At 70.2% G+C, this 12,013-nt stretch carries 13 protein-coding genes; 7 read left to right on the forward strand and 6 right to left on the reverse strand.

What is annotated here, in order from left to right; genetic code table 11:
* Nucleotides 1–84: 84 nt before the first annotated feature.
* Entirely contained in the window at nt 85–906 is an 822-nt protein-coding gene (locus PLL68_RS08950; RefSeq protein ID WP_324533423.1) for a PIG-L family deacetylase, read from the forward strand.
* 5 nt (nt 907–911) lie between these two features.
* On the opposite strand, the gene PLL68_RS08955 is transcribed toward PLL68_RS08950, so the two are convergent.
* Nucleotides 912–1,841 (reverse strand): universal stress protein, encoded by a 930-nt coding sequence (locus PLL68_RS08955; protein ID WP_324533424.1) that lies wholly within the window; start codon nt 1,839–1,841, stop codon nt 912–914.
* Nucleotides 1,842–1,928: 87 nt separating this feature from the next.
* Between PLL68_RS08955 and PLL68_RS08960 the strand changes: the two genes are divergently transcribed.
* Genes PLL68_RS08960 through PLL68_RS08970 form a run of 3 tightly spaced genes read left to right on the forward strand, consistent with a single transcriptional unit; the run spans nt 1,929 to nt 4,501 of the window.
* Nucleotides 1,929–3,071: a threonine aldolase family protein gene (locus PLL68_RS08960; protein WP_324533425.1), complete on the forward strand. Its 1,143-nt coding sequence runs from the start codon at nt 1,929–1,931 to the stop codon at nt 3,069–3,071.
* A gap of 22 nt (nt 3,072–3,093) precedes the next feature.
* A complete protein-coding gene (locus tag PLL68_RS08965) occupies nt 3,094–4,026 on the forward strand; it encodes a cation diffusion facilitator family transporter (RefSeq protein WP_324533426.1) in 933 nt (310 codons plus the stop codon).
* Nucleotides 4,027–4,072: 46 nt separating this feature from the next.
* Nucleotides 4,073–4,501, forward strand: a complete 429-nt coding sequence (locus PLL68_RS08970; protein ID WP_324533427.1) for a VOC family protein — start codon at nt 4,073–4,075, stop codon at nt 4,499–4,501.
* On the opposite strand, the gene PLL68_RS08975 is transcribed toward PLL68_RS08970, so the two are convergent.
* The 5 genes from PLL68_RS08975 to PLL68_RS08995 all read right to left on the reverse strand — a co-directional run bounded on the left by PLL68_RS08975 (nt 4,498) and on the right by PLL68_RS08995 (nt 7,350).
* Nucleotides 4,498–5,193: a nucleotidyl transferase AbiEii/AbiGii toxin family protein gene (locus PLL68_RS08975; RefSeq protein ID WP_324533428.1), complete on the reverse strand. Its 696-nt coding sequence runs from the start codon at nt 5,191–5,193 to the stop codon at nt 4,498–4,500. The genes PLL68_RS08970 and PLL68_RS08975 overlap by 4 nt on opposite strands.
* Before the next feature lie 19 nt (nt 5,194–5,212).
* A complete protein-coding gene (locus tag PLL68_RS08980) occupies nt 5,213–5,674 on the reverse strand; it encodes a helix-turn-helix domain-containing protein (protein ID WP_324533429.1) in 462 nt (153 codons plus the stop codon).
* Nucleotides 5,675–5,780: 106 nt separating this feature from the next.
* The gene (locus PLL68_RS08985; protein ID WP_324533430.1) at nt 5,781–6,149 is read right to left on the reverse strand and encodes a zinc ribbon domain-containing protein YjdM; all 369 of its coding nucleotides are present in this window, start codon (nt 6,147–6,149) and stop codon (nt 5,781–5,783) included.
* A gap of 167 nt (nt 6,150–6,316) precedes the next feature.
* Nucleotides 6,317–6,775, reverse strand: a complete 459-nt coding sequence (locus tag PLL68_RS08990) for a hypothetical protein (protein WP_324533431.1) — start codon at nt 6,773–6,775, stop codon at nt 6,317–6,319.
* Nucleotides 6,766–7,350, reverse strand: coding sequence for a helix-turn-helix domain-containing protein (locus PLL68_RS08995; RefSeq protein WP_324533432.1), 585 nt, complete (start codon nt 7,348–7,350; stop codon nt 6,766–6,768). The genes PLL68_RS08990 and PLL68_RS08995 overlap by 10 nt, the downstream gene beginning before the upstream one ends.
* 321 nt (nt 7,351–7,671) lie before the next feature.
* On the opposite strand from PLL68_RS08995, the gene mobF reads away from it, so the two are divergent.
* Genes mobF through PLL68_RS09010 form a run of 3 tightly spaced genes read left to right on the forward strand, consistent with a single transcriptional unit; the run spans nt 7,672 to nt 11,685 of the window.
* The gene (gene mobF / locus PLL68_RS09000; RefSeq protein ID WP_324533433.1) at nt 7,672–10,224 is read left to right on the forward strand and encodes a MobF family relaxase; all 2,553 of its coding nucleotides are present in this window, start codon (nt 7,672–7,674) and stop codon (nt 10,222–10,224) included.
* Nucleotides 10,225–10,273: 49 nt separating this feature from the next.
* Entirely contained in the window at nt 10,274–10,504 is a 231-nt protein-coding gene (locus PLL68_RS09005) for a helix-turn-helix transcriptional regulator (RefSeq protein WP_048702058.1), read from the forward strand.
* Nucleotides 10,505–10,563: 59 nt separating this feature from the next.
* Nucleotides 10,564–11,685: a tyrosine-type recombinase/integrase gene (locus PLL68_RS09010; RefSeq protein WP_324533434.1), complete on the forward strand. Its 1,122-nt coding sequence runs from the start codon at nt 10,564–10,566 to the stop codon at nt 11,683–11,685.
* Nucleotides 11,686–12,013: the final 328 nt, after the last annotated feature.

Here is a 12,013-nt window from a genome sequence, read left to right on the forward strand (position 1 = left end):
CGACCGAGCTTGCCGGATCCTCCGGTGACCGCGATGCGCATGGAATGGAGCCTAGGCGCTCGCGATGGTGTGCACACTGTCCCGGTGCACACCATCGTCTTCCTCCACGCCCACCCCGACGACGAGGCCTCCCAGACCTCCGGCTCGATGGCTCGCGCCGTCGCCGAGGGCAGCCGCGTCGTCGTCGTCTTCGCGACCAACGGCGACCACGGCGAGGTCCCGGCCGACCTCGCCCCCGGCGAGGGCGTGGTCGACCGCCGACGGGTCGAGGCAGCGGCATCCGCCGCGGCGATCGGGCTGCACCGCGTCGAGTGGCTCGGCTACGCCGACTCGGGCATGAGCGGGTGGGAGCAGAACTCCCACGAGGACGCCTTCGTCGCCGCCCCGCTCGAGGAGGCCGCCGCACGGTTCGCCGCCATCCTCGACGAGGAGGACGCCGACATCGTCGTCGGCTACGACTGGCACGGCGGCTACGGCCACCCGGACCACGTCCGCGTCCACGAGGTGCTGCACGCCGCCGCGGCCCTGGCAGCACGACGGCCGCGGGTGCTGGAGTCGACGATGAACCGTGACGCGATGCGCCGCCTCGCCGAGGGTGCGCGGGCCGCGGGCGCGGGCGCGGGCGCGGGCGCTGACGACATCTTCGACCCGGACCAACCGATGGATGACGGGAACCCGCTCGGCGAGCCGGAATCGGCCATCCACTGGCGGGTCGACGTCAGCGACCGGCTCGACCAGCGCCGCGCGGCCCTCCAGGCGCACGCGAGCCAGACCAGCGACGTCGGGATGATGCTGTCGATGCCGCCGGAGATCTTCAGCGTGTTCTTCGGACACGAGCACTACATCGAGCCGGGCCGCGAGCCGGGCATGGTCGACGGCTGGCCCTTCGAGGCGCAGCCCGCCTGACGGGGTCAGCGCGAGACGACGACCACGCGCCCGGCCTGCTCGACGACGCGGCGGCTCACCGATCCGAGGAGCAGCCCCCGGAACCCACCGACGCCACGGCTGCCGACCACCACCCGGTCGGCGTCGAGCTCGTCGGCGACGTCGTGCAGAGCCACGGGCGCCGTGCCGTGCACGACGCGCACGTCCATCGTCACGCCGGGGTGCCTCGCAGCGACCGGGTCGACCACCTGGTGCGCGCGCGCCGCATACCGCTGCTCCACGGCATCCCACCGCGGCGTCCCGGGCTCGGTGACGACCACGCCGTCGACGACCTCGAGGTGCCATGCGATGACGGCCGTGAGCGCCGCGCCCGAGGCGGCGGCCATCTCCGCGGCGAGTGCCACGGCGCGGCCACTGCGCTCGCTGCCGTCAACACCGACGACGATGGCTCTCGGCGGCATGACCTCCGTGTCGGCGGGGATGACGGCAGCCGGGCACGGGGCGTGGGCGACGACGGGCAGGGCCACGGACCCCAGCAGGATACGTTCCAGCAGGCCTCGGGCCGGGGCCCCGACGACGACGAGGCGAGCGCCCTCGGCCATCCGCACGACCGAGGCGGCCGCGGGTCCCCACGGCGCCGAGGTGGCGACGTGCAGCCCCGGGTGGCGAGCACGAACACGCTCGGCCGCTGCCTCGAGCAGTCTCTGGGCGTCGGCCTCGAGCTGTTCGGACAGGCTCGGTGCGCCGGTGACGATGGCGTCGTACGGCGTGAGCTGGATGCCGGGGTCGACGGCCGTGACCAGCCGCAGCTGAGCGCCCAGACGGGCGGCCTCGTCAGCCGCCCAGTCAAGGATCGGCCCGTCGGCCGGGGAGCCGTCGAGGGCGGCGAGAACGGCGCCGGCGGGGGCGCTGTCCGGGGTCGGGGCGGTGGCGGTGGTGACGTCGGTGTCCTCCATGACCCCATCGTCCTCCTCGCTGGGGCTGGGCGCACCCGTCTGCGCCCGAGGTGTTGGCCACACCCCGGGCCCGGGCAGGATGGCGTCATGGCCACCGACCCCGCGCAGCCCCTGTCACCTTCTGATCGTGCGCGCGCCGCCGAGGCGGGGGTGACCCGCTGGCTCACCGGCCGGATGCCGCCCACTCCCGCCGACGAGCTGCGTGACCTCGCCGACGTGGTCGCCGACCTGGGCGCGGGGACGGGGTCAGGCGTGGGGGCCGATGCCGGCGCGTGGGACCGCTACGGCGACCACGGCCCGGTGGCCGCACTCGAGGCCCGCCTCGCGGACCTGCTCGGCAAGCCGGCGGTGGCTGTCTTCCCCAGCGGGATCATGGCGCAGCAGTCGATGCTGCGGGTGTGGTGCGACACCCGGGGGTCGCGACGCGTGGCGATCCCGGCGCTGTCGCACCTTCTGCGCAGCGAGGACGACGGCCCCCGGCTGCTCCACGGGTTCCGTTTCGAACACCTCACCGACGGGCCGAGCGTCCCCGGTGTCGATGACCTCGCGGCGATCCCGGGGCGCCTGGGTGCGGCGTTGCTCGAGCTGCCCCTGCGCGATGCCGGGTTCCTCCTGCCCCGCTGGGACGACCTCGTCGCCTTCAGCCAGGCGTGCCGCGACCGGGGGGTGCCGCTGCACCTCGACGGGGCACGCATCTGGGAGTCGGCACCTGCGTTGCAGCACTCCCCCGCGCAGATCGCGGCCCTGGCCGACAGCGTCTACGTGTCGTTCTACAAGGGCCTCGGCGGGCTGGCCGGGGCCGCGCTGGCCGGGCCCGTCGACGAGATCGCCGAGGCGAGACGGTGGCGCACCCGGATGGGCGGCACCCTGTTCACCCTGCTGCCGTACGCGGTCGCGGCGCTGCGCGGCCTGGAGCAGGAGCTGCCGCGGATGGCGGAGTATCACGAGCGGGCGGTGACGATCGCCGCGGGACTGCAGGCACACGGCATCCGGGTCAGTCCGTCTCCGCCGCACACGACCGCGTTTCGCATCCACGTCGAGCGCGACGTCGAGGACTGCACGCAGCGGCGGTTGCGGGCGATGGAGGACGAGCGCGTGGCGCTGACGCCGCGGTGGGCGGCATCCGAGGTGCCCGGGTGGTCGTGGACCGAGTTCGGTGTCGGGCCGGCGACGATGGCGTGGGAGGTCGAGGAGATCATCGACACCCTCGTACGGGTCTTCGGGCGCTGACCGCCGGGAGCACAATGTCTGCGTGACGCACCCGAGCCCCCGCGAACGCACCCAGCCCGTCGACCTCACCCGCTTCGCGTGGTTGGCCATCGCGGCGGCCGTGCTCACCATCGCCCTGAAGACCATCGCCTGGCAGATCACCGGGTCGGTCGGGCTCCTCTCGGATGCCGCGGAGTCGGTCGTCAACCTCGTCGCCGCCATCGTGGCGCTCGTGGCACTGCGGGTGGCGATCATGCCGGCCGACAAGAACCACCACTTCGGGCACAGCAAGGCCGAGTACTTCTCCGCCGCCCTCGAGGGGCTGATGATCTTCATCGCGGCTGCGGTGATCCTCGTGACGTCGATCGAGCGGTTCCTCAACCCGCGACCGCTCGAGAACGTCGGGATCGGGCTCGCGGTGTCGGTCGTGGCATCGGTGGTCAACGGGCTCGTCGCGATGGTGCTGCTGCGGGCCGGGGCGAAGCACCGCTCGATCACCCTGACGGCCGACGGCAAGCACCTCATGACCGACGTGTGGACCTCGGTCGGCGTCGTCGTCGGGGTGCTGCTCGTCGCGGTCACCGGGTGGGAGCGGCTCGACCCGGTCGTGGCGTTCGCTGTCGGGCTGAACATCCTCATCACCGGGTGGCGGCTGATCCGCAGCGCGTCGGCGGGTCTCATGGACGTCGCCCTTCCGAAGGAGGACAACGACGTGATCCGGGAGGTTCTCGGCCGGTTCACCACCGACGAGGTCACCTGGCACCGGTTGATGACCCGCGAGGCCGGTCACCGCCGCTTCATGCAGTTCGACCTGCTCGTGCCGGGTGCCTGGTCGGTGCAGCGCGGGCACGACCTCATCGAGGACATCACGACCGCGCTGGATGCCGAGTTCCCGGACATCGACGTCGTCTGCCACCTGGAGCCGATCGAGGACCCGCGCTCCTACGAGGATGCCGCGGACCGCCCCCGCGAGTAGCGTGGCCGCTCCCGGAGCATCGCCGCTCCCGGCCCGAGGAGGCGCCATGACACATCTCGTCGTCCACTTCGAGATCCACGCGAGCGAGCCGCAGGTCCTCATCGACTTCTACGGTGAGCTCTTCGGTTGGACGTTCTCGCGCTTCGGGGAGGTGCCGTACTGGATCATCGACACCGGCGAGGATGCTGCCGGGGTCGACACCCCCGGCCACGGCATCAACGGCGGGTTGACTCAGAGAGAGGGCCCCGCACCGGAGCCCGGGGCTCCCATCAACGGGTGCAACATCGTGGTCGGGATCGAGACCGGCGTCGACGAGGTCTTCGCGCGCGCCCTGGCGCTGGGGGCGAGCGAGGCGTCGCCGCTGGAGGACATGGAGGGCGTCGGCCGTGGCGGCTACCTGTTCGACCCCGACGGCAACCTTTTCGGGCTCATGTCCGCGGTGATGTCGGACGGCACCAACGCCATGGCCGGCTAGCGCCAGTTTTGGCCCAAACCTTCGACCTTCGCGGATCGGGCGGACAGGTCGCGGATCCTCTGCCAGACGGTTGCGCGGGGGGCGTCGATCTTGAGTGCCCAGATGCATGCATCGAGACGTTGCGGGCGATCCCGCAGGTGGGCGACTGCCTTGTCGAGGCTCGTGCCGATCGACGTGCCGTAGGCATCGACCGCCTTCCGGGCGCCGGCCTTCAGCGCGACGGCGTCGGGTTTCATCATGGCCAGGTCGATGAGGTCGCGGCTGAACGTCGAGGTGTCTGCCCAACGGTCGTCATTCGCCAGCAATTTGCTTGCGACCTGGTCCGTTCTCGTGAGGGTCCGCACGCCGCAGATCTCAGTTCCCGGGGAGGGATTGTCGAGGTCGATGCGGCCTTCATGGATGATCTCGAACTTGATCGCAGTCCCCGCGACGAGGACGGACGACCGGATGCCGTAACCGTCAACCGTGGGTGGCCTCCCCAGCACGAGTTCGCGCGTGGTGAGCCCGCCCAGACCATGGTCCCTGACGATCTGGCGAAGTTGTCGGTACGACTGCTGGTCGGAGACCAGGAAGTCGATGTCCAACGACTCGCGGAACTCGCCGTTTGCGAGGACGATCGCGGTGCCGCCCCCGAACCAACAGTGGTGCTCTGCCAGGAGCGGTGCGTCGAGCATCGACAGCACCTCGGCCACCGCCTGGTGGTGGTGCCGCCTAAACAAGGAGCCTGCCGTTGCTGTAGGTGTCTGCGAGATGCTGGATGAACGCCTTCTCGTGATCGGTCAGGGCTTCCTGGTCGAGGTGGCGCCACCCTCGTTCGTACAGGTTGAGTGCCTCCGTCTCGGTGATCGTGACGCCGGCATCGGTCTGCCACGCCAGCATGCGCAGGCCTGGGTACTCCCCGACCGTGATCGTCGGTGATCCTGCTCCTTCAGCGTCGAGGATCGGGACGACGAGGTGGAGCCCGAGCGCGGCTGCAACGTTGATGTAGGCACCGATCGTGACCGAGGGACTTCCTGCCTCGATCCTGTGCAGGGTGACACGCGACACGCCTGCAGCCTCGGCACAAGCGACTGCCGTGACACCGAGCGCCTTGCGGCGTGCGCGCAGGCGGCCGCTCAGGCGCTCGAGATCGGCCTGCTGCTCGGGGCTCGTGTACGGACTGGACGCTGGCATGTTTCTCATTTTAGGATGCTTCCATCAAATGTCAACAATGAGAAATGCTTGAATGCCAGGGGTGTCAGGCGTAGCCGGGAACGGAGACCAGCGTCAACCCAGGGTGTCAGGCCTTCTTGACCACGCTGGACTTGAGCTGCATCGGCCCGAAGCCGTCGATCTTGCAGTCGATGTCGTGATCCCCGACCCCGTCGACCAGCCGGATGCCGCGCACCTTGGTGCCGACCTTGACCGACTGTGAGGAGCCCTTCACCTTCAGGTCCTTGATGATGGTGACGGTGTCGCCGTCGGCCAGCACGTTGCCGACGGCGTCGGTGATGACCCGTGGCCCGTCCCCTTCAGCGCCCCCGTCCGATTCACCAGCCGGGTCATCGGGGGCCCACTCGTGGCCACACATCGGGCAGACCAGCAGCGCACCCAACGGGTAGGCGTGCTCGCTGCCGTACTCGGGGCAGAGGGGGACCTGATCGCTCATACGTTGAACCGGAACGAAAACCGGTGCTTTCGACCATCGTCGGTCGTCGTCGGTGAGGGCCGACAAACACGGTCTGACCTGCGGTTATGCGCTGATCCAGCCGTCGGGCGCCGTTGGCGACGAACGGTCTCCGCGGGACTTCTTGCGGACTGTTTGCGGACCGCCGGTCAGGTCGAGATGCCTCTGGTGAGGGCGGCGTCGAACAGCGTCCGCGCGACCTGTTCGGCCTTCTCGGTCGCCGCTACCCCCACCGGCTTCGCCTCGTAGCGGTCCTGGTTGCGGGCGCGTCGCAGGCGGTCGAACTCTCGAGCGGCTTTCTCTGCAGGAGGCTTGTCGAGCACCGCGCGCAGGTACCGGCCGAGCGCCTCGTGCTGGCCTGGCCCGTTTGTCGTCCTGAATCCGTACGCCGCCAGCAGTGCCTCGCCGGTGTCGTGGCAGGCGTCGTAGGCGACGCCGTACCTGACGGTGACGCTCGTGAGCAGCGGCAGCTGATCCAGGCGCTCCTGGGCCTGCCGCAGGAACGAGGTCGCCCGGGCGAGGTCTGCGGGCACGGCGTCGAGACGTCGCGCCTCGACCAGGGCGAGGACCGTCGCCGTCTGGACGCGGGTGAGCGGGGTCAGTGCCACGGCAGCTCTCCGATCACAGCGACTGCCGAGCCGCTGCGCACGTTGTCCAGGAAGCCGGATGACGCTGCGAACTCCTCGGGGGTGAGGATCGTCGGGTTGACGGGACGGTGCACCGCGGCCTCGACGCGGGTGCACGCCTCGTAGACCGCGTCCACGTCGGGCGCACCGAGCACCATGAGGTCGATGTCGTGCGGGGCCGGTCCAGCATCACCGAGCAGCCGAGCGGCGAAGGAGCCGTAGAGGAACGCGGCCTCGATCCCGTCGATGCCGGCCAGCTCCTCGGCCAGGATCACCACCGGGCCGGTCACGATCGTGAGGATCTCGCGCAAGGGCTCCACCAGCGGGCTCTCGCCATTGGCGCGGATCAGCCTGGTGCGCCCCACGTGTCGCTCGCTCAGGATGCCGGCATCGATCAGGCGAGCGACTTCACGGTGCGCGGTCGGGTAGGCAAGGCCCGCTCGCTCGGCCAGGTCAGTGAGACTCAGCTCGTCACCGGTGAGCAACACGGTGGACAGCAGACGTGCCTGACCGTCCGACCGGAAGATCGGAGCGAGGAGGGGCGCCTCAGTTCTCATATAACTGAGGCTATCCTCCATCATATCGACAGTCAACGAGCGACTCGCCAACCCGGAAGAGCCGCACTCGCCGAGTTCGAAGCCGTGGATGCCGCGTGCGACGACTCCAGTGCCGGCTCCTGATCTGCTGGCTCTTCGCGACCCTTCCCACCATCGCCTCGTCGACAACCGTTGGCACGTCACGGTTCCAGAAATCCCTCACCGGCATCCTGCAATTGCCGTCCCTACCACCTTCACTCACAGCGGCACGCATGCTACGAAGGACGTAGGTGGACCGCCCGTGAACGGGCGGTCCACGCGGCATTTCTAGGGGTCCGTTGGTTGTCGACGGACATCGTGGAGGCGGTGATCCGGGTGCACGGAGGGGTGAAGTTCTACCGCGGAGCACCGAGAGCTGCGCGGGCCTACGTCGAGCGCGACCGGTCGCGGGCGGACGACTACTACCTCGCCGAAGGCAACGGCGTCGCGACGCGCTTGGTCGCCACCCCCGGCGGCGTGCGAAGCATGGGCTGCGTGACCGGCGAGATGTACGAGCAGTGGGTCGCCGGCATCGACGTAGAGACGATGACGCCCAAGGGCCACATCCGAACCGACGACAACGCGTTGCGCTTCGTCGAGGTGGTCGTCAACGGCCCCAAGACGTGGTCGCTGGCGGCCGCTCTGCATCCTGAGGTCTCGGCCGCCCTGGACCGAGCCCAGGACAAGGCGGCCACCGAGATCGTCGGCTGGGTCGCGGCGCACGCGACCACCCGCGTCGGCCCTCGCGGGCGCCAGGTCCAGGTTCCCGTCGAGTCCATCGAGGCCGCGGTCATCCGCCACTACACGTCTCGCGCGGGCGACCCGCACCGCCACCTCCACCTGCAGATCAACGCCCGCGTCTGGGCGGCCGGCGCCTGGCGGGGTATCCACTCCGTCGGCGTCCGGGACAGCATCGAGGCGATCAACGGGATTGGTCACGCCGCCGTCGCGACCGACCCGGAGTTCCGGGCGGTGCTGGCTGCGCACGGGCTGACTGTCGACCCCGAGACGAGCGAGATCCGCGAGCTCGCGCCGTACGTCGGCGCCTTCAGTGCCAGGGCCGCGCAGATCCGCCGCAACGTGGACAAGCTCGAGGCCGACTGGCGAGTCGGGCATCCCGACCAAGAACCGGGTCCTCGGATGCGTGAGGTGTGGGACCGGCGGGCGTGGGCGCAGGCACGACCCGACAAGGTCGTGCCGAAGGACGGTCGCGAGCTCGCCGACCGATGGAACGGCGAGCTCCACGAGGTCGGCTACCGAGACCCGGCCCACGCCGTCCCCCTCCGGCGGACGCTGCCGGGGTGGATCGACCGCGACGCTGCCGCTGACCTGGTCGTCTCGATGCTCGGCTCCAGGCGGTCGGCCTGGACCGCGGCTGACATTCGCGGGAAGACCGAGGTCCTGCTCGCCCAGACGGCGCTCGTCGCGGACGCTGCCGCCCGGATCGAGCTGGCGGAGGACGTCACTGCCCGGGCCGTCGCGCGCTGCACCCCGCTGCTGACCCGACGCGACGTCCCCGAACACGTCCGATCCCTCACCTCGCCAGGGGTCCTGGCCGTCGAGGGTCACCTCATCGCCCGGATCGCCCGACGCGCCGATCACTCCACCAATCTGCAACGTCCCGACAGCCTCGACCCGCACCAGGAAGAGCCCGTCCATCACGACGCGGTCGGCGCGCTGACGAGCACCGCGCCCCTCGTGGTCGTCGAGGGAGCCGCCGGAGCAGGCAAGACCACGGTGCTGCGCTCGGTCCGACAGCACCTGGCGTACCACGGTCGGCAACTGGTCGTGGTGACCCCGACGATGAAGGCCGCCGACGTCGCCGCGCGTGAGACCGGCGCCGAGGGACACTCTGCCGCCTGGCTGATCCACCAACACGGGTGGCGCTGGGACGACGACGGGCACTGGTCCCGGCAGTCCGACCCCGGACCCTGCGAGTCCGCAGCCCTTCGACCCGGGGACCTGCTCGTGGTCGACGAGGCCGGGATGCTCGACCAGGACACCGCCCGGGCGCTCCTCACCCTCGCAGACGAAGCCGGCGCCCGGGTCGCGTTCATCGGGGACCGCCACCAGCTCCCGGCCGTCGGCCGAGGCGGCGTCCTCGACCACGCTGTCGCCTACGCGGACCCGGCGGCGGTCGTGACCCTCGAGACCGTGCGCCGATTCGCCGACGAGGCCTACGCCATCCTGAGCCTGCGGATGCGCGAGGGCTACCGAAGCGACGAGGTGTTCGACGCCCTCCTCGCACGCGGGCAGATCGTCGTGCACCGCTCCGACGTCGAGCGCACAGCGGCGCTCGCGCGCCTCGGTGCGGCCGGCGACCTCGTCATGGCCGACACCCGCGAACAGGTCGCCGACCTCAACGCGGCCATCCGCGCGCAGCGCACGGACCTCGATCCCCTCTCCGGAGGCCGCCCGACGGTGACCACCAGCCGCGGCGAGACACTCACGGTCGGCGACCGGGTCGCGACGCGCCGCAACGACCCCGACCTCCGCGTCGCGAACCGACAGACCTGGACCGTGACCGGAGTGGGCGGCGACGGCTCGGTGACCCTCCACGATCGGGGCCGAGACCAGATCGTCCCCGCCGAGTACGCGCGCAAGCACGTCGAGCTCGCCTACGCCACGACCGTCCACGGAGCCCAGGGCGAGACCGTCAGCCGCGCCCACGTCGCCCTGACCGGCTCCACCGGCGCCGCGGCGTACGTCTCCATGACCCGCGGCCGAGCCGGCAACACGGCGCACCTGGTCGCCGAGACCCTCGAGGACGCCAAGCAGCAGTGGGTCGACGCGTTCGCGCGCAACCGGTCCGACCTCGGCCCTGGGGACGAATCCGGGTACAACCCCCTCCCATGATGACCTGCGTGAGCCGACGCTCACCGCCACCGATCACGAGGAGCCCACGATGACCGCACAACACCACCCCACTCTTCGTCCACAGAACGCCGGGGACGAGATGCTCACGCTCCAGGAGGCCTGCGCCTTCCTCCGGGTGCCTGAGGGCACCCTGCGCTACTGGCGCCACCTCGGATCCGGGCCGCGCAGCTTCAAGCTCGGCCGCCACGTCCGGTACTGGCGCGCGGACCTCGTCCTCTGGCTCAGCGAGCAGACCAACCGTCCACAGAACCACCGCTGAGACTGCCCCGCCGTCAGATCTCGGAGAGACGATGGAGCGATCTCGGAAGGAGCATCACCATGGCGGGAAACATCGCCAAGCGAGCCAACGGCAAGTGGCGGGCGCGGTATCGCGACGAGTCCGGGAAGGAGCACTCGCGACACTTCGACCGCAAGATCGACGCCCAGCAGTGGCTCGACGCGGTCACCTCGGCCGTCGTCACTGGAACATACGCGGATCCACAGGCCGGCCGGATCACGTTCGCGGCGTTCTTCGGCGAGTGGTCGGCCCGCCAGGTCTGGGCACCCGGCACCGTGCTCGCCATGTCGCTGGCGGCCAGATCCGTGCCCTTCTCCGGGAAGCCGATGAAACAGGTCCGGCGCTCGGACGTCGAGACCTGGATCAAGCAGATGAACGCCGCCGGCCTCGCCCCCGGCACGATCAAGACCCGGTACGTCAACGTCAGGTCGGTGTTCCGCGCCGCCGTCAAGGATCGGGTGATCGGAACCGACCCGACCGACGCAGTACGCCTCCCCCGCGGCCGTCGCCCCGACATCGCCATGTCGATCCCCACACCCGAAGACGTGGGGCAGCTCATGGCCATGGCCGACGAACCGTTCCAGCCATTCATCGCCCTCTGCGCGTTCGCTGGCCTTCGGCTGGGCGAGGCCGCCGGCGTCCAACTCGGCGACGTCGACTTCCTCCGCAAGTCACTCAAGGTCTCCCGCCAGGTGCAACGTGTCAACGGCGGGGCGATCGACGTGCGGGCGCCGAAGTACGGGTCAGAGCGCGTCGTCTACCTCGCCGACACCCTCGTCACAGTCCTCGCCAAGCACATCGCCGCCCACGGCACCACCGGCAACGATCGTTGGCTCTTCGCCGGGGACGGCGACAACCCACCACACCAGAACACCGTCAGCTACTGGTGGCGCAAGACCCTGCACGACGCCGGACTGTCCGGCATCAAGCTCCACGACCTGCGGCACTTCTACGCCTCCGGCCTCATCGCCGCCGGGTGCGACGTCGTGACCGTCCAGCGCTCGCTCGGTCACTCGAAGGCCACGACGACCCTCAACACGTACGCCCATCTCTGGCCGACCGCCGAGGACCGGACAAGGAAGGCCGCGGAGTCGATCATGTCCGCATCGCTCGGCGAGCCCGCAGGTCGACTCGCCGAGAACGAGACGAGCACAGGCAAATGAGTCCTGCCTGGGACGGCGGACTTGCCTCCCGTGGCGTGAACCGGTGGCGCGTCATCACCCCCAGATAGGGCTACGCCGGGTGCGGCCTGTTTCACGGACATGCCGAATGTCGGATGTTCGCCCGGCGCGGTCAGAGGCCGTCAGCCACGTGTTCCGCTGGTCATCACCACACGGCGAGCCCACGGACATGCAATGGGTCCTCCCCGCGGGGTTGCTGAGCGTGAGCTGACCTGTCCGGGGCGACCTTTGCATGTCCGTGGGTCCGCCCGTCCGCAACTGCCGCAACCAGCGAGGGTTGTACCGCTGGACACCAAGCTATGTTCTGGTC

Origin of the sequence: Ornithinibacter sp., assembly GCF_035443565.1 — a bacterium.
Taxonomy (GTDB): Bacteria; Actinomycetota; Actinomycetes; order Actinomycetales; family Dermatophilaceae; genus Fodinibacter.